The organism is Streptomyces sp. NPDC033270 (genome assembly GCF_055576575.1).
This window is the reverse complement of record NZ_JBVIRA010000020.1, coordinates 101,533-117,256: the sequence shown is the minus strand read 5'-3', so window position 1 is coordinate 117,256 and position 15,724 is coordinate 101,533. Positions and strand designations below refer to the sequence as shown.

18 protein-coding genes are annotated in these 15,724 nt (G+C 71.9%); 5 read left to right on the top strand and 13 right to left on the bottom strand.

Annotated elements, in window-relative coordinates:
• Positions 1-2 precede the first annotated feature (2 nt).
• Complete coding sequence (locus ACZ5XZ_RS25920; RefSeq protein ID WP_468982022.1) at positions 3-599, bottom strand: hypothetical protein; 597 nt, start codon at positions 597-599, stop codon at positions 3-5.
• Between the two features lie 548 nt (positions 600-1,147).
• Complete coding sequence (locus ACZ5XZ_RS25915) at positions 1,148-1,720, bottom strand: carboxymuconolactone decarboxylase family protein (protein WP_468982019.1); 573 nt, start codon at positions 1,718-1,720, stop codon at positions 1,148-1,150.
• Between the two features lie 90 nt (positions 1,721-1,810).
• On the opposite strand from ACZ5XZ_RS25915, the gene ACZ5XZ_RS25910 reads away from it, so the two are divergent.
• Complete coding sequence (locus ACZ5XZ_RS25910; RefSeq protein ID WP_468982017.1) at positions 1,811-2,020, top strand: DUF5988 family protein; 210 nt, start codon at positions 1,811-1,813, stop codon at positions 2,018-2,020.
• 18 nt (positions 2,021-2,038) lie between these two features.
• Here ACZ5XZ_RS25910 and ACZ5XZ_RS25905 read toward each other — a convergent pair whose 3' ends face one another.
• From ACZ5XZ_RS25905 to ACZ5XZ_RS25885, 5 genes are all read right to left on the bottom strand, one after another.
• Entirely contained in the window at positions 2,039-3,025 is a 987-nt protein-coding gene (locus ACZ5XZ_RS25905; RefSeq protein WP_468982015.1) for a hypothetical protein, read from the bottom strand.
• 2 nt (positions 3,026-3,027) lie between these two features.
• A complete protein-coding gene (locus ACZ5XZ_RS25900; RefSeq protein WP_468982014.1) occupies positions 3,028-3,402 on the bottom strand; it encodes a hypothetical protein in 375 nt (124 codons plus the stop codon).
• Positions 3,389-5,269, bottom strand: a complete 1,881-nt coding sequence (locus ACZ5XZ_RS25895) for a hypothetical protein (RefSeq protein ID WP_468982012.1) — start codon at positions 5,267-5,269, stop codon at positions 3,389-3,391. Before ACZ5XZ_RS25895 ends, ACZ5XZ_RS25900 begins: the two co-directional genes overlap by 14 nt.
• Positions 5,270-5,420: 151 nt before the next feature.
• Entirely contained in the window at positions 5,421-5,564 is a 144-nt protein-coding gene (locus ACZ5XZ_RS25890; protein ID WP_468982163.1) for a DUF397 domain-containing protein, read from the bottom strand.
• Positions 5,506-6,420 (bottom strand): DUF5753 domain-containing protein, encoded by a 915-nt coding sequence (locus tag ACZ5XZ_RS25885; protein WP_468982010.1) that lies wholly within the window; start codon positions 6,418-6,420, stop codon positions 5,506-5,508. Before ACZ5XZ_RS25885 ends, ACZ5XZ_RS25890 begins: the two co-directional genes overlap by 59 nt.
• Before the next feature lie 546 nt (positions 6,421-6,966).
• On the opposite strand from ACZ5XZ_RS25885, the gene ACZ5XZ_RS25880 reads away from it, so the two are divergent.
• Positions 6,967-7,122: a hypothetical protein gene (locus tag ACZ5XZ_RS25880; RefSeq protein WP_430977194.1), complete on the top strand. Its 156-nt coding sequence runs from the start codon at positions 6,967-6,969 to the stop codon at positions 7,120-7,122.
• Positions 7,123-7,261: 139 nt separating this feature from the next.
• On the opposite strand, the gene ACZ5XZ_RS25875 is transcribed toward ACZ5XZ_RS25880, so the two are convergent.
• From ACZ5XZ_RS25875 to ACZ5XZ_RS25860, 4 genes are all read right to left on the bottom strand, one after another.
• Positions 7,262-8,251, bottom strand: coding sequence for a malate dehydrogenase (locus tag ACZ5XZ_RS25875; RefSeq protein WP_407287679.1), 990 nt, complete (start codon positions 8,249-8,251; stop codon positions 7,262-7,264).
• A gap of 513 nt (positions 8,252-8,764) precedes the next feature.
• Positions 8,765-9,856: a helix-turn-helix domain-containing protein gene (locus ACZ5XZ_RS25870; protein ID WP_468982008.1), complete on the bottom strand. Its 1,092-nt coding sequence runs from the start codon at positions 9,854-9,856 to the stop codon at positions 8,765-8,767.
• A 272-nt stretch (positions 9,857-10,128) separates the two neighbouring features.
• A complete protein-coding gene (locus ACZ5XZ_RS25865; protein WP_468982006.1) occupies positions 10,129-11,010 on the bottom strand; it encodes a helix-turn-helix domain-containing protein in 882 nt (293 codons plus the stop codon).
• Positions 11,007-11,765: a helix-turn-helix domain-containing protein gene (locus tag ACZ5XZ_RS25860; protein ID WP_468982005.1), complete on the bottom strand. Its 759-nt coding sequence runs from the start codon at positions 11,763-11,765 to the stop codon at positions 11,007-11,009. Before ACZ5XZ_RS25860 ends, ACZ5XZ_RS25865 begins: the two co-directional genes overlap by 4 nt.
• Before the next feature lie 321 nt (positions 11,766-12,086).
• Here ACZ5XZ_RS25860 and ACZ5XZ_RS25855 point away from each other — a divergent pair, with 321 nt between their 5' ends.
• Positions 12,087-12,494: a peptidase inhibitor family I36 protein gene (locus tag ACZ5XZ_RS25855; protein WP_468982003.1), complete on the top strand. Its 408-nt coding sequence runs from the start codon at positions 12,087-12,089 to the stop codon at positions 12,492-12,494.
• A 126-nt stretch (positions 12,495-12,620) separates the two neighbouring features.
• On the opposite strand, the gene ACZ5XZ_RS25850 is transcribed toward ACZ5XZ_RS25855, so the two are convergent.
• The gene (locus tag ACZ5XZ_RS25850) at positions 12,621-13,049 is read right to left on the bottom strand and encodes a DUF3017 domain-containing protein (RefSeq protein WP_468982001.1); all 429 of its coding nucleotides are present in this window, start codon (positions 13,047-13,049) and stop codon (positions 12,621-12,623) included.
• An 86-nt stretch (positions 13,050-13,135) separates the two neighbouring features.
• Positions 13,136-13,990, bottom strand: a complete 855-nt coding sequence (locus ACZ5XZ_RS25845) for a bifunctional methylenetetrahydrofolate dehydrogenase/methenyltetrahydrofolate cyclohydrolase (protein WP_384425330.1) — start codon at positions 13,988-13,990, stop codon at positions 13,136-13,138.
• Positions 13,991-14,231: 241 nt separating this feature from the next.
• Here ACZ5XZ_RS25845 and ACZ5XZ_RS25840 point away from each other — a divergent pair, with 241 nt between their 5' ends.
• Both ACZ5XZ_RS25840 and ACZ5XZ_RS25835 read left to right on the top strand, forming a co-directional pair.
• A complete protein-coding gene (locus ACZ5XZ_RS25840) occupies positions 14,232-14,966 on the top strand; it encodes an RDD family protein (RefSeq protein ID WP_468981999.1) in 735 nt (244 codons plus the stop codon).
• 109 nt (positions 14,967-15,075) lie between these two features.
• Positions 15,076-15,654, top strand: a complete 579-nt coding sequence (locus ACZ5XZ_RS25835; protein WP_468981996.1) for a hypothetical protein — start codon at positions 15,076-15,078, stop codon at positions 15,652-15,654.
• The last annotated feature ends 70 nt before the right edge of the window (positions 15,655-15,724 follow it).

Genomic DNA, 15,724 nt, shown 5'->3' with positions numbered 1-15,724 from the left:
CGTCAGATCTTGAAGTTCTTATAGTCGATGGTGCACTTGATTGCCGTTGTGCCGGCACCGCCACAACCCTGTGGATGCGCTTGCCACACCCAGCCCGGGGTGAGGAAGTTGGCCCACATGTCGTGCTGCACGTGCAGGGTCTTGGGGCGCTTCACCTTCGCCGTCACCTCCGAGATGGTGGGCGTCGGGTCGAGCGGCTGGATGACGGTGCGCTCGCCGTTGGCGAGCACCTTGTTGTGGTCATCCAGAAGACGTGCACGGGATTCCCCAGTGAACTGCGGCCCATCGGGGCCTACAGCTGCGCAGTAGAACCTGGTGCTACCCGTGACTTGGGAGACGGTCCCCGCTCCCCACTTCCAATCGGCGTTCCACTCGCACAGGATGGTCTTGGCCTTGAGCGTCGCACCGGTCTTGGGGTCGACCTTGGCGACCTTGGCGGTGAAGCTCCCACTGCCGCCCTGAAGGCTGCCGCGTTCGACTGCCGCGGCGGAGCTGGTGGTACCGCTTTCGATGCCGGCGGTCGTGACGCTCTGTGCGCTCGCGGAGCCGGCTGCCGGGATCGTCAGTGCCGACGTGGCGATGGCGGCGGCGATGGCCATCTTGACGGTACGGGACGCATTGAGCCGCGACAGCCCCCCGTCAGCTAACTCAGCTAACTCGCCTTTCACTTTTCCCGGTTTCTCGCGCGGACATTGCGCGATCATTTTTAATGGCCCCGCGGGTCTCCGTCGAGCGATTATCGGGACTTGGCTCGAACTGAAGACACTTGGCCAACACGCCGGAATTTGACGCTTTTTTGACGGGAATAGAGGCGGGGAAGTGACGGAGATACCGGAATTGCTGGTACCGGATGCAGGTCGGTGCGCGGGGCTTCTCCTGTGGCCTGACCGTTCCGGTCGCTGTGGAACGGGACGCCTGCGGCTATGGCCTTGGCCCGCATCGCCGTCGCGGCCCTGACCGCAGCAGCATGGAGGGCGCCCCTGCAGTGCGCACATCGCGCATGCCACGACAACTACCCACGGTGATCGGCGGTCACGGGAGCGCGGACACGGACGGCGGAGGCGTCAGTACGTCACGGCGATGCGCCCGGCACGTCCGTGGCAGCGGATCGTGCCCGTGCCCCTCACGTGACCCACCGGACACCCCCCTAGTCCCGCCCCGGCCCCTGCGTCAGCGGAATCGCGCAGTTGTCGGAGAACCCCTGGCTGCGCAGCCCCATGGCGCTGTTCATGCGGGAGCGCAGGTTCTCCACGGCCACCATCATGGTCAGCTCCACGAACGCCGCCTCGCCCAGGCGCCCGCGCAGGCCCTCGGCCAGCTCGTCGGTCACGGCCGGTGGGGTCGCGGTCACCGCCTCCGTGTACTCCATGACCATCCGCTCCAGCTCCGTGAAGGACTCCTGGTGGTCCCGCCAGGCGGGCACCTTGCTGATCTTCTCCAGCGGCAGCCCCAGCCGGTCGGCCTGCCAGTAGCCGAAGTCCACGCACCACGAGCAGCCGATGGCCGCCGCCGACACCAGCTCCGCCAGGTGCTTCAGCGCGGGGTCCAGCGCCTTCCAGCGCGCCACCTTGTTCTCGAAGGAGAAGTAGGAGCGCAGGATCCTGGGGTGGTGGCCCATGGCCAGGGCGGGCTCCATGACCTTGCCGTACGCGCGCCGCGAGTACCACTGCGCGAACCGGACGGTGAGGGTGCGCCGCGGGGTGAGGGAGATGCGGGCCATGACGGGTGCCTCCTGGTGGGTAGCTGCCTTCTCACTCCATTGACGTACCGGGGGCGGGCCGATGTGACATGCCGGGGCGAGAATGCAGGCATGGCTGACAAAGCGGCGAAGGCAGTGCTGGTGGGCGGGCCCGAGGGGCTGCCCGAGCGGATCGTGCCGATCGATCCGCCCGGGGACGAGCTGAAGATCCCGTACCGCAACGGCTATGAGCACTTCCGGGCCACCAGCCGGCAGCAGCACACCGCCGAGGGTGCCCTGACCGTGTACGAGTGGTGGGAGCGGACGGAGCTGCCCGGATAGCGCCGCCCGGACGGTGGTTCAGGGGGTGGCGGCGAAGGCCTGCAGCGCGATCTTCTGGATGCGCTGCTGCTCCGGCCAGTCCGCCTCGGTGCCCAGGACCAGGACGGCGAACTGGCGGCCGTCGTCGGCGGTGAAGGCGCAGTCGACGACCTTGACCCGTGCACCGATCCGCTCACTGTCATAGGCGTAGACCAGTTGGGCGGCGTCCGTCCCGGGAGCCGGACCCTCGAACGCCCCGAGGCTGATCTCCTCGTAACCGGGGTTGTGCGCCAGCCCCTCCGAGGCCTTCTGCAGCGCCGCCTGCGGGGCGGTGTCCGGTTCGGTGATCTCGAAGATCTGCACCAGCCCCCGCTCGTCCGGCGCCGTGTAGAAGACGCCGGTGTCGCGGACGCTGCGCCGCCAGCCGTCCGGCACCGCGGTGGTGAAGCCCTTGTCGTCGTGGACGAGGCGGTAGCCGTCCGGCGGCGCCGTCCCCCAGGGGTCGGTGGGATCGGTGGAGGCGGTGGGGCCGGCGTCGTCGGTGGGCGGCGCCGAGGTGCCGGTGGCGGGGTCCTCGGGCGCGGACGCCTTGGTGCGGGCCGGTGGGCGGGCGGCGGCCGGGTCGTCGCCGCGCCCCCACAGCAGATAGCCGCCGCCGACGCCCGCCGCGATCACGGCCGCCGCCACTCCGGCGACCAGTGCGGTACGGCGTCGCCGCCCGCCGCCCATGGGTTCCGGGGCGGCGGGCGGGGGCACGGGCGTGGGGACGACCAGTGGGTCGACCACCGGGCCGGCCCCCGAGTGGGCCACCGGACCGGCCACCGGACCGGCGGAGGCGTCCGCGGGCGGGCCGGCGGGAGCATCGGCAGGCGGCACGGCGGCGCCGTGCGGTAACGGCCCGGGCCCCGCCGACGGCGCGAAGTCCGGCCGGGGCGGCATCGGCCCCGTATAGGGGGCGGGCGGCGGTGTGCCGTCCTCCCAGCTCTGGGTCTCGCTGTTCCAGCGGGCCGGGCCGCGGCCCTTCATCGTCAGCCTCCCACCAGGGCCGCGACCGCCTGGCTGACCGCGGCCCCCGAGGCCAGCAGCCCCACCACGGCGCTGGCGTCCGTGAGCGCCGCACGCAGCCGGGCCAGCCGCCCCGGCCCGGCCGCCCCGGTGTCGGCGATCTCCGTCTCGGTGTCGGCCAGCTCCCCGCTCAGCGCCGTGACCTGCGGGGTCTCCACCGCCCGGGACAGATCCTCGCGCAGGGCCCGGACGGCGCGCAGCAGCTCCTGCTGCGCCGGGTCCGTCGTGGGCCCGGCGACGCCTTCGTTGTGGGTCACCGTGTTGTGGTCGCCGATGGCGAAGGCACCCTGGACGCTGCCGATGTGGATGCCGTTGCCGCGCTCGTCAGCCGTTGCCACGCTTGGTACTTCCCTTCGCCGCGGAGCCCCGCTCGGTGGTGTTGTGGGTGATCGTGTTGTGGTCGCCGATGCCGACGGCGCCCTGCGCGGACTCGACGTACACGCCGCCCTCGGCGACATGCACGATCCGCTGCTCGAACTCGTCGGTCCGGTAGCCGGCCTCGCTCAGCGCCGTGGTGACCCCGGCCGCCACCCGCTGCTGAATGGTCTTCAAGTAGCGGGCCACGTCCATGTCCTGGAAGAGCGAGGACTCCCCGTAGGAGCCCAGCTCGCGTACGGCGGCGCCCGGGCCCTCGGGGAGCGCCGCGCCGTGCCCCGCGGTCGCCAGCCGCCAGGCCGACAGCAGCCCGCGCACCAGCGTGAGCACGGCGGCGCCGGCGGAGCGCGGCGTACGGCTGAGCGCCCACACCGCCTTGCCGAAGTGGTGGTGGTGCCGGTACTGGTGGGCGAGCCGGTCGGCGTCCTGGAACTGCTGCCGCAGCGGCCACAGCACATGCGGCGCGACCTCCAGCATCAGCATCCCGCCCTGGGTGTGCACCCGCACGAAGACCGTGGTGACGATGCCCTCGTTCCAGCCGCCGACCCGGATGCGCAGGAAGTGCCGCCGGGTCTCCCCGCCCTCCTCGACGGCCGCGGCCCGGTGCTCCTCGAACGCCTCCGGCGCGTACGGCGCCGCCGCACGGGTCGGCAGCCCCTCGGCCGGCAGGAAGACGCACTCGTCGATCTCCATCGCGCGCAGCCGGTCGCGCACCGCGGCCGCCGCCTCGGGCGAACCGTGCGGGGACGGCACCCGCAGCGCCGCCACCAAGGGCACGATGCGCGCCAGGATGGCGGCGTTGTCCAGCGGCTCGACCTTGCGGTCCGGCCGCGGGACCAGCTCCACCGACAGCGACCACGTCTTGTACGGCCAGCCGGCGCCGCAGAACGGGTTGGCGGCCCGGTACATCATCAGCGGCCCGTGCTGCTCGATCCGCACCCGCTCCCGCAGCCGGCGAAAGCGCAGGCCCTCGGCCCGCTCCGCCGGGTCGGACATGACGTCGGGGAAGCGCTCCTTGGACAGCTCGCGGGCGAGCGCCCGGGCGAACTGCCCGCGCTGCAGGGCGACCAGCGTGGCCAGCACCAGCGGCAGCAGCAGCGCGATCCACACCTGGAGCATTCCGGAGCCGCCGCTGGGGTCGGCGTACCCGGCCGCGGACTCCCAGCCGCCGTACGAGCCGCTGTCCCCGTTCCAGCCGAAGTCCGGCTCGTCGGAGGAGGACGAGCCGAACGGCAGCAGGTTCGTCAGCAGTCTGGTGGGCAGCATCCGCCAGGCGCCGCCCAGGGCCTCACCGATGATGATCGCCATCACCAACGCCACGACGAAGAAGAGCAGTTGGAGCCGCCCGTACCACCGCAGCAGGAAGGAGAGGCCGCGCGCCAACCACGCCGGGATGGGCGCCCGGCGGACGAGGCGCGAGAGCGCCATGAAGACGACGGGGAAGAGGTAGAGCACCGCCAGCCCCGACGACATCGGAACGGCCACGATCCACACGCCCAGAATCGCGGCGGCCCAGCCCAGCTCCAGCCGGCGGGCGCGCAGTGCGTGGGCGAGCACCCGGGCCGCGTCGATGCCCAGCGAGGGCGCGGCGAACCGCTCCTCGTGGACGTACAGCTCGTCGATGACCGCGTCCCGGAACGGCTCGTCCATGTACGTACCGGCGCACAGCAGCCGGGTGGCATCACTGGCACCCGGCGGGGTCACGGGCAGTGGAGGCGGCGGAGCGTAAGTCGTGGACTCGGGCGGCTCAGGCGGCGCAGGCGGCTTCTTCTCCAACCGCGAGTGATCGTCGGGCCCTTCGGGCTGCGCGGGCACACTCGTCCAGGTCATCGGCCTCCCCCGTATCACGCCAATGGACTGCCACGGAGGCGAAGTTGGCGGACGAGACGCCAGTGACCGGCCGTGGCAACACGGAAGCCGCAGCATAGGCCAGGGGACCACTCCGTGTCAGCGCGATAACGGAAGGTGGTCGCCGCGGGGCTCAGAGGCCGGCGCGGAACTCCCCGTCTTTGACGGCGGCGAGGAAGGACGCCCAGCCGGCCGTAGGGAGGAGCAGGACGGGCCCGTCAGGGTTCTTGCTGTCCCGGACGGGGACGACGCCGGGGATACCGGGGGCTACTTCGATGCAGTTGCCGCCGTTGTCGTCGCTGTACGTGCTCTTGATCCAGGTCGCGGCGCTGAGTTCGTGCCTGTTCATGATGCTCGTACCCTTCCATCGCGTCGCTGATCAGAGCGGCGGACTCACGGGGCGAACAAGCGTCCGCCCGGAGCACATCATAGGTCCGGAAGTGGCGCGCGTAGGCGGCTGGATCGTCGTTGAAGTGCCCACGGTCCAGCGACTCCGAGTAGACCCACCTGTGCCCGTCTGGCAGCTCTATCAGCGACATGGAGCCTCTCGGCCGGGCAAGCCCGATGATGCCTGCTGGGGCCACCTGGATGCGGATGTTGGGGCGCCTGCCGACACTCAATAGATGCGCACATTGGTCGCGCATGAGCTTCGGACTGCCCACCATGTTGCGCAGGCAGCTCTCGTCCAGAACGACGACATACAACGGACCGTCGGCCGCGCGAAAGCGCTGCTGTCGACTCAGTCGGGCTCGGACGCGCTCCTCGACCTCATCGGCGCTCGCGGAACGACGGCTGAACAGCGCACGTGCGTAGTCCGGCGTCTGCAACAAACCCGGGATCACGCGCTCTTGATACTCCCGCAGGGCGATCGCCACCGCATCCATCTCAGCCCTGCGCTTGAACCAGTCCGGATGCTGCACCTCCGGATACCAGTCGATCCGCCCCCACAACCGCAGCAACACCCCACCCGTCCCCAGCAGTTCATCGCAAGCCCTGACGAAGGACTCCTGGGGTACGCGGGTGCCCGCCTCCACACGCGCCACATGGGAGCGGTCGCAGGGGATCTTGGCCGCCAGGGCGGCCTGGGTCAGGAGTGCCGCTTCCCGGTGGTGTTTGAGCACCTCGCCGAACACGGCCGCGGTGGTACCGGCAGTCCCTCCCGTGCCGTTGCGTCGCCCCACCGACCCCGCCCCCCTTTGTGACAGTTGACCACTGGCACGCGCTCAGCGTTGTGATCGGCGATCTCACTGAGCAACGATGAACACACCCAGAGTAAGAGGCCGCACTGACAATCACGGCGTGTTCCCGCATGCCCGAACGCGCAGAACCCCCGCGACGTTGGCAGACGTCCGGGGGCATGGTCTCCAACCCAGAGAGATTGACGACATGCACCACGTTATCCGGCTCTTCGAGCCCCTGCTACGGCTGTTACTCCCCAGCGCGGGGCGTCATCGGCATGCCGAGGTGCCGCCGCCCTGCGCGAGGTGCGCGGAGGGGCCGACGTCGACGCGGCCGCCCTTCCTGCCTCCCGTACGTCACTCGGAGGCGCTGCGGGATGAGGAATATGCCCTCGTACTCCCCTACCTGATCGCGTACGAGCGTCGGCAGCGGCGGCGCGAGTACTGGCGTCGCCAAGCGCAGGTGGGCTGATGGGCCGTATGGGTCGCCCCGTTCACCTGATGGAACCGTTGACGGAGCCCGATCCCCAGCCGGTTGCCGGGTGCGATGTGTGCGAGGCACTGGCCCGGCAGCGCGCGGGCGCGTACGCCGTCGGGGACCGGTCGGCGGTGACCGACCGCAACGTCGAGATCCGACGCCATCCCCACCCCGGGTAGCACCGGCTGTGGCTCACCCGCACCGGCCGTGGCCCACCCGCACCGGGCCCGGGTACAGCCGAGCCCGCACGGCCGTTGCGGACCGTGCGGGCTCGTGGTGGCTGCGGCGCCGCCCACGTGGGACGGCAGCGGCGGTTGCTCAGAGCAGACCGAGGGCGCGGACCGCGTCGCGCTCCTCCGCGAGCTCCTGGACGGACGCGTCGATGCGGCCGCGCGAGAACTCGTTGATCTCCAGGCCCTGGACGATCTCGTACGTGCCGCCCTTGGTGGTGACGGGGAACGAGGAGATCAGGCCCTCCGGGACGCCGTAGGAGCCGTCCGAGGGGATGCCCATCGAGGTCCAGTCGCCGTCGGCGGTGCCGTTGACCCAGGTGTGGACGTGGTCGATGGCGGCGTTGGCGGCGGAGGCCGCGGAGGACGCGCCGCGGGCCTCGATGATCGCCGCACCGCGCTTGGCGACGGTCGGGATGAAGCTGTCGGCCAGCCACTTCTCGTCGTTGACGGTCTCGGCGGCGTTCTTGCCGGCGACCGTGGCGTGGAAGATGTCCGGGTACTGGGTGGCCGAGTGGTTGCCCCAGATCGTCAGGCGGCGGATCTCGGAGACCGGGGTGCCGGTCTTCTGCGCGAGCTGGGAGACGGCGCGGTTGTGGTCCAGGCGGGTCATCGCGGTGAAGCGCTCACGCGGTACGTCCGGCGCGGCGGCCTGCGCGATCAGCGCGTTGGTGTTGGCGGGGTTGCCGACGACCAGGACCTTGATGTCGTCCGCGGCGTGGTCGTTGATGGCCTTGCCCTGCGGCTTGAAGATGCCGCCGTTGGCCTCCAGGAGGTCGCCGCGCTCCATGCCCTTGGTGCGGGGGCGGGCGCCGACGAGCAGGGCGACGTTCGCGCCGTCGAAGGCGACGTTCGGGTCGTCCGAGATGTCGATGCCCTGCAGCAGCGGGAAGGCGCAGTCGTCGAGCTCCATCGCGGTGCCCTCGGCGGCCTTCAGACCCTGCGGGATCTCCAGGAGGCGCAGCTTGACCGGCACGTCCGCGCCGAGCAGATGACCGGAAGCGATGCGGAAGAGGAGTGCGTAACCGATCTGGCCGGCGGCGCCGGTGACGGTGACATTGACGGGAGTGCGGGTCATGGCGATCTCCTGCGCGACGTTTTCTGGGGGCAAGCCCCAGACCACCATGGGTGGCGGTGGGTGTCCCTGCCCATTTATCTAGGCCTCTCAAGGTCTCTTGGTATCGAGAGACCGGCCGCCAGGCTATCGGACCCCCGCCGGTGGCAGGCGACGGGCCGGTGTGGCACACCTCACCGGGTGCGTCGCGGCATCCGTACGGCCGTCCGTAGGGGCGTACGCAGGGCCGTCGAGCGCTGGGCCGCACGCCCCTGGGAGGGGTCGGGGTGCGGCGGCCGCCCGCTGTAGGAGGGGTGCGGGCGACCGCCGAGTTGTGCACACCCGTGGGGGGTACCGGTCGCATGCCCCCGATGTCGGCGGGCATGCCCCCCAGTTTCCGAAGCGCTCCGGCGGACGGCGATTCCCGGCCAGCGGGGGGCGCACGCCGGCGGGACGACTGACCGGCGGGACAGCCGGCCGGCGGGACGGCCGGCCGACGGCTGACCGGCGGCTGACCGCGGGGCGGCCGACCGGCGGCTAGCGGGCCGTCGGCTGGACGCAGCCCTTCGTGCCCTTCATGGTCGTACCGCAGGCCGTGACCTTCGCCGGGTCGCCCGTCACCTCGACCATCGCGGTGTACGCGGCGCCGCCGCGCTCGACCCGCGCCGACAGGCCGCGGCCGGCCTCGCCGATGGTGACCTGGTCACCGGGCGCCGCACCGCTGATCCGCGCCCAGGCCGCGTGGCAGACGGAGCTGTAGCGGACCTCGATCAGGGCGCCGCCGGCCATCCCGCGCGACGGGCTGACGGCGCGGGTCCCCCCGCACCCCATCGCCTCCGGGTCCTTGCCCGCACACGCGGCCCCGTCGCAGCGCACCCCGGCGGGCAGCACCGGCCGCGCGCTCGGTGTCGCCTTCGGCGCGGGCGCTGCCGCCGCCTTCTTGGCGCCGCCGGTGTCCGGATTCAGCAGCAGTACCGCAGCGCCCGCCACCAGCAGCGCGCCGACGCCACCGACGACACCCATCAGCACCCGGCCACGGCGGGCGGGCGGCTTTCCGCCCTCCGCGGCGGGCTCGGCCGACGGGGCCGTGGACGGCGTCGCTGCCGCCTGCGACCACTCCGGGAAGTCCGATGCCGAGGGCGTCTCGCTGCTCCTCTGGTGCGGCACCGGCGGGATCCGGGGCGCGGGCTCGGTCCGCGGCGGATCCGCGACCTGCACGCCCTTCGCCGACCGCGCGGTCTTCACCGCCTTCGCGTCCTTCGCCGGCGGCTTGGCCCCGGCCGGCTGGGCCCCGATGTCCAGCGCGGCCCGCGCCTGGGCGACGCGTATCGCCTCCATGGTGACGTCGTGCCGCATCTCCGCCCGGCTCCAGGCGCGTTCGGCCAGCTCCCACATCGTGGTGAGGTGCCCGGGGTGGGTACCGGTCGCCTCGGCGAGCGCGAGCACCGCGCGCTGCGGCGGCAGCAGCCGCCCGTCGAGATACCGCTCCCACGAGGTCTTGCTGAAGCCCGTGCGGTCCGCGACGGCGGCCACACTCAGGCCGCTGCGGTCCACGAGTGTGCGCAGCCGTTCGGTGAACTCGCCCACCTGCGGGTCGAGTTCCTCCGGCAGCGCCTTCCAGCGAGGCATGGCCCCCCCTATCCCCACACGTACACGCGACGGCGCAACTCCCCCTGGTGCGCCCGCCCTCATTGACTACCCGTAGGGATGCTTCCAGCCAGGAGGCAGTTCCCCATTTCGAGGCGCACGGGAGCATTCAGGGGCATACCCGCTCGCCCGCGCACGCCCCGTGGGCCCCCTGCAGTGTGACATTTACACCGCACCGCCTACGACTTCTGTACGTATCTCGATAAGAACCGGCCACAATGGGGTATGGAATGCAGCCGTCCGGTCCGGGCCGGCTACCGCGGGAAGCACTCCGCGGCCGCGCCACCGGCCGGATACAGACACACCCGGACGCCGCTCGGGCCGCGGGCCGCCGTCATCGGCGTGACGAGGTACCCCTCGGCGTCGAAGCGGTCCTTCACCCGCGCCGACCGCGGCTTCGACCCCGGGGCCGACACCTCGACACGGTCACCGATCCGGCCGCCGCGAAGCCGCGCCCAGGCGGCCTTGCAGGACTCGGCGTAGCGGATCTCCACATGCCGGCCCCCGGCGGCGGTCCGCTCCGCGACCGTCGCCACCAGGCCCTGACCGCCGCAGTACATCGAACGGGCGTCCTTGCCGTCGCACGCCGTCCCCCGGCAGCCGGTCACCGAGAAGGACGTCGGCGCGGGCCGCGCGGCCGGGCCGCCCCCGGCCCCGTCCGCCGCCGGCCGCAGCACCAGCACCAGCACCAGCACCGCGACGAGGGCCAGCACGCCGGCGCAGCCCGCGGCCGCCACGGGCACGGCCCACCGCGGCCGCCGCCGCTCCACCCGCCCCGTCCCGGCACCGGGTCCCGGCCCGCCGCCGGCCGGTCCGGCGGCACCCGGCCCGCCCTCGGACGGGCCCGGGGCGGCCGCGGCCGGCGCGGCCCGCCCGCTCCACGCCGCGTCCGCCAGCTCCCACAGCGCCACCAGCCGCCCGGCCGGCTCGCCCGCCAGCCGGCACAGCGCCTCCACCGCGTCCCTCGGCGGCAGCTTCTTACCGTTGAGATACCGCTCCCACGACGACTTGCTGTACGCGGTCCGGGCGGCGAGCGCGGCCAGGCTCAGGCCCGTACGCGCCCGCAACTCCCGCATCCCCGCCGCCAGTCGGGCGCACTCCAGCCCTTCGCGCAGCTCACTGCCCCGCCCGCTCACCGGCGCAGCACCTTCCAGGTGTCGGGGCCCACGATCCCGTCCGACGGCAGACCGGCCGCCTCCTGCAGGCGCTTGGCGGCGCGCATGGTGTTCTCGCCGACGATGCCGTCCACCGGCCCGGGGTCGTACCCCCGGTGGCGCAGCAGGCACTGCGCCTCTACGGCCTCCCAGCCACTGGTGCCGTTGCCGAGGATCGCCGTGGCCGTACGGCTGCGCCCGGCGTACAGGCCGTCGGCCGTGCGCCGGACGTGGCAGGCGAAGGTCTCGCCCGCCCGGTGGGTGAACGCCGGTGCGGCATCAGGGGCGCGACCGGCCGACGCGACGCCCCGGGCGGGCCCGGCCGCGCCGTCGCCCTGCCAGGGCCGGGTGACAAGCAGCGCCACACCGGCCACGACGAGCAGGGCCAGCGCGCCGAGGGCGACCAGCCAGCGGGCGCGCGGGAGGCGGCGGGCGGGCTCCGGGGGCGCGGCCGCCGGGGGCGGCGGGCTCGCCTCCCAGGCCTGCGCCGCGACCTCGTGCAGCGCCAGCAGCCGGGTCGGATCGGCGCCGCAGACCCGCGCGAGCGCCTCCACCGCCTCCCTGGGCGGCAGATTCCTGCCGTTGAGGTACCGCTCCCACGACGACTTGCTGTACGCGGTCTTGGCGGCGAGCGAGGCCAGGCTCAGCCCGCTGTGGTCCTTCAGTCTCCGCAAATGCACGACGAGCTGCCGCACCCGCTGGTCAAGCGATGCGGGCAGCCCTTTCCAACGCGACATGTTCCACCCCATACGCGTTCGATCCCCCGAGGCCAGGAGCCCCCTGTGCCGCCGATGATGGCGCGCACCCGGCGCCCGGTTCCCGGTTTTACTCTTTCCGCACGGTATCCGGACATGCACACCCTGTTGTTCCGCATCCCACCGCGACCTCCGCAAAAGTGACGTCCCCGCAGGTCAGAGGCTGGGACGTCCCACCAGCTCCCCAGCACCGCGCTCCATGTGGCCGTGGACGCACACGGTGGCGCACAGTCAGTGGCGCACCACAGGGCGGCGCGGTCCACCCCGCGCCGCCACCACCACAACGGGGAGGAATTCCACACCATGAACGCTCGCAGGCGCCTTGCGCTCACCGCGGCCGCCGCGGCCGTCACCGGAGGCCTGGCGCTGGCGCCGGCCGCCGGCGCGGCCGCCGCCCCCGCGCAGGCCAAGCAGGGCTCGGTCACCGTCCAGCGCGCGCCGTCCAACTGTCCCCGCGGCTACCTGTGCGTCTACCCCAAGGCGAACTACAAGGGGACGCCGAAGAAGGTCGCGCAGAACAACCGCGACCTGCGCCGCTACGGCGGCGCCTTCAACTACCCGCTGTCGGCGTACAACAACGGCGCCCAGTGCAATGTGACGGTCTACGAGCAGCCCAACTACCGCGGCGGGCACGCGAAGCTGAACCGCGGCACGGGCTGGGCGTACATCGGCGCCAACCTCATGACCATCTACTCGAACAAGTGGTGCTGAGCCGGGCCTGCAGGTGGTGCTGAGCCGGACCTGAAATGCGGCGGCCCGCCCTCCCACGGGGGAGAGGGCGGGCCGCCGTCGTACGTGCCGGAGGGTCTGCCCCAGGGGTGCCTCTCCGAGGTACCGCTAGCGCACGGTGAAGTGCACGATGTCGTCCAGCAACGGGATATGGATCCACGGCTTGGGCTGCACCATCATCGCCAGCACCACGATCACGAAGCCCAGCACCCCGTACGTCGCCATGTCGGTGAAGCGGGAGCGGACGGCCAGCATGCCCACCGAGGGCAGCGCCCACCGCAGCACCGCGCCCGCCAGGAGCGCGAGGCCGATCACCAGCGCCCCGACCCGGAACGCGTCGAGCGCGACGAGCAGCAGCCCCACCGCGACGCCGCCCATCACCGCGAGCAGCGGCCACTGGCGGGCCGGCGCGGGGTAGTCGCCCGAGGCGGCCCGGCCGCCGCCTTCGGGGCGGGCCGTGTCGCGGGTCAGCGACGGAAAGCGGCGCGAGGAGCGCTGCGGCTCGGAGGCTCCGTCCGAATGCGCTTCGGCAGCCATGGCTGACAGTCCCTTTCCGGTGGCTGGTTCGATGGCGTTGGCCGTCTGGCCTGTCAAGAACAGGATCGCAGATACGGGGCGCGGGCTCAGCCGGCCGCGCGCTCGGCGGCCTCGACGACGTTGACCAGCAGCTGGGCGCGGGTCATCGGGCCGACACCGCCCGGGTTGGGGGCGACCCAGCCGGCCACCTCGGCGACACCCGGGTGCACATCGCCGACGATCTTGCCGTTCTCGTCCCGGCTGACGCCGACGTCCAGCACCGCCGCGCCGGGCTTGACGTCCTCGGGCTTGATGATGTGCGGCACACCCGCCGCGGCGACGATGATGTCGGCCTGCCGCAGGTGCGCGGACAGGTCGCGGGTCCCGGTGTGGCACTGGGTGACCGTGGCGTTCTCCGACTTGCGGGTCAGCACCAGCGGCATCGGGCGGCCGATCGTGATGCCGCGGCCGACGACCACCACATGCGCGCCCTTGATCTCGACGTCGTGCCGGCGCAGCAGCTGGACGATGCCGTACGGGGTGCACGGCAGCGGGCCCTCGATGCCCAGCACCAGCCTGCCCAGGCTCATCGGGTGCAGCCCGTCGGCGTCCTTGGCCGGATCCATCAGCTCCAGGACGCGGTTGGCGTCGATGCCCTTGGGGAGCGGGAGTTGGACGATGTAGCCGGTGCAGGCCGGGTCCTCGTTCAGCTCCCGGACGACCGCCTCGATCTCCTCCTGGGTGGCGGTCGCGGGCAGTTCGCGCTGGATCGAGGCGATGCCGACCTGCGCGCAGTCGCGGTGCTTGCCGTTGACGTACCAGCGGCTGCCCGGGTCGTCGCCGACCAGGAGAGTGCCGAGGCCGGGCTGCACGCCCTTGGCCTTCAGCGCCTCGACGCGGGTGGCGAGCTCGGACTTGATAGCGGCTGCGGTGGCCTTGCCATCCAGAATCTGGGCAGTCATGCCTCCATCCTCCCGGATGAGGGCGGCCGCGTTCCAATCAGGGCACGCGGGACGCCGTTGGCCGGAATTGATCATTGCACTTGCACAACAGCTGGGGACCTTGACTGGACAGAGTGAATGCGCAACTAGAAGGATTGACGCGCAGTGCCGCAGGCTTCGTCGGGGGGTGGCCAGTGCAACCTGTTTTTCCTCCGAGTCACGCCGCGTCGTCCCCCACTGACACAACGGAGGAAAACAGCAGATGAGCTTTGGTGACCCGAACAACCCGTACGGCCAGCAGCCGCAGGCCCCGCAGGCGCCCTACGGGCAGCAGCCGCCGGTGCCCCCGCAGGGCGGGCCGGGCTACGGCTACCCGCAGCAGCAGCCGGCCGCCCCGCAGCAGCCGTACGGCTACCCCCAGCAGCCGGCCGCGCCGCAGCAGCCCTACGGCGCCTACCCGCAGCAGGGAGCGCCTTACGGCCAGCCCGGCATGCCGGGGATGCCGATGGGCTACGCGAGCTGGGGCGCGCGGGTCGGCGCGTACCTGATCGACGGCCTGATCGTGGGTGCGATTCCGGGCATCCTGTACATCATCGCCGTGATCATCGCGAGCAGCTCGTCGGTGAGCGTGGACACCTCGACCTGCCCGCCCGGCGACTACCAGTGCATCAGTGACGCCTACGACGCGGCCAGCGTCATGCCGGTCGGCTCGATCATCATGATCGTGCTCGCCGGTCTGATCGCCTTCGCCGGCGGGATCTTCATCCTCACCAAGGAGGGCGCCACGGGCCAGACCCCGGGCAAGAAGGCCCTGAAGATCCGCCTGGTCAAGGAGGCGACCGGCCAGCCGATCGGCTTCGGTATGGCCTTCGTGCGCAAGCTGTGCCACTTCCTCGACGGGATCTGCTACATCGGCTACCTGTGGCCGCTGTGGGACGAGAAGTCCCAGACGTTCGCGGACAAGATCGCCGGCACGGTGGTCGTCAAGTCCCAGTAAGGCGTCGGGGAGACATCCCCGGCCCATAGCGCCACTCGTCGAAGGCCCCCTCGCAACTGCGCGTCGGGGCCTTCACCGCTCCGTCCAACTCGCTTGAAGGACACTGCTCGTGAGTTACCCCAACCAGAACCCCTACGGCCCGCCGCCGGGCCAGCAGCCCGGCTACGGGCCGGGTCAGCAGCCCGGCTACGGCTATCCCCAGCAGCAGCCGCCGTCGCCCTACGGCCCGTACCCCGGCGGCCCCGCGCCCGGTGTGCAGCAGTTCCCGACGGTGATGCCCGGCGGAGTCAAGGCCGCCCGGGTGATGCTGTTCGTGCTCGCCGGCCTGAACCTCATCGGCCTGGTCCTCGCCGTGATGGGACTGGGCGGCGTCAGCAAGGCCTCGCACAACGCCTCGCCGTACGCCGGTGAGGACGACATCATGGCCATGAACATCGGCAAGGGCCTGCTGATCGCGGTCATCGTGATCATCGTGGTCTTCTGCGCGGCCGCGATCACCCTCGCCGTTCAGTTCGCCAACGGCGGCAGCGGCGTCCGTGTCGGCACCATCATCTTCGGCATCGCCAACATCATGCTGAGCCTGTTCACCTTCCCCATCGGCCTGGTCCACACGGTCCTGGGCATCCTGGTGCTGGTCTTCGTCTCCAAGGACGACGGCAACGCCTGGTTCAACCGGCCGCGTTACTGACCCCGCACGCGCCCCGCACCACGAAGGCCCGCACCGGGCACACCCGGTGCGGGCCTCGCGCCGTCCTCGG

Excerpts from the sequence above, each read along its gene's own strand:
- ACZ5XZ_RS25855 (WP_468982003.1), top strand. The coding sequence starts at position 12,087 with ATGAACGCTCGCAGGCGCCTTGCGCTCACCGCGGCCGCCGCGGCCGTC.
- ACZ5XZ_RS25875 (WP_407287679.1), bottom strand. The coding sequence starts at position 8,251 with ATGACCCGCACTCCCGTCAATGTCACCGTCACCGGCGCCGCCGGCCAG.
- ACZ5XZ_RS25895 (WP_468982012.1), bottom strand. The coding sequence starts at position 5,269 with ATGACCTGGACGAGTGTGCCCGCGCAGCCCGAAGGGCCCGACGATCAC.
- ACZ5XZ_RS25840 (WP_468981999.1), top strand. The coding sequence starts at position 14,232 with ATGAGCTTTGGTGACCCGAACAACCCGTACGGCCAGCAGCCGCAGGCC.
- ACZ5XZ_RS25920 (WP_468982022.1), bottom strand. The coding sequence starts at position 599 with ATGGCCATCGCCGCCGCCATCGCCACGTCGGCACTGACGATCCCGGCA.
- ACZ5XZ_RS25880 (WP_430977194.1), top strand. The coding sequence starts at position 6,967 with ATGGAACCGTTGACGGAGCCCGATCCCCAGCCGGTTGCCGGGTGCGAT.
- ACZ5XZ_RS25850 (WP_468982001.1), bottom strand. The coding sequence starts at position 13,049 with ATGGCTGCCGAAGCGCATTCGGACGGAGCCTCCGAGCCGCAGCGCTCC.
- ACZ5XZ_RS25845 (WP_384425330.1), bottom strand. The coding sequence starts at position 13,990 with ATGACTGCCCAGATTCTGGATGGCAAGGCCACCGCAGCCGCTATCAAG.
- ACZ5XZ_RS25910 (WP_468982017.1), top strand. The coding sequence starts at position 1,811 with ATGGCTGACAAAGCGGCGAAGGCAGTGCTGGTGGGCGGGCCCGAGGGG.
- ACZ5XZ_RS25870 (WP_468982008.1), bottom strand. The coding sequence starts at position 9,856 with ATGCCTCGCTGGAAGGCGCTGCCGGAGGAACTCGACCCGCAGGTGGGC.
- ACZ5XZ_RS25860 (WP_468982005.1), bottom strand. The coding sequence starts at position 11,765 with ATGTCGCGTTGGAAAGGGCTGCCCGCATCGCTTGACCAGCGGGTGCGG.
- ACZ5XZ_RS25915 (WP_468982019.1), bottom strand. The coding sequence starts at position 1,720 with ATGGCCCGCATCTCCCTCACCCCGCGGCGCACCCTCACCGTCCGGTTC.
- ACZ5XZ_RS25905 (WP_468982015.1), bottom strand. The coding sequence starts at position 3,025 with ATGAAGGGCCGCGGCCCGGCCCGCTGGAACAGCGAGACCCAGAGCTGG.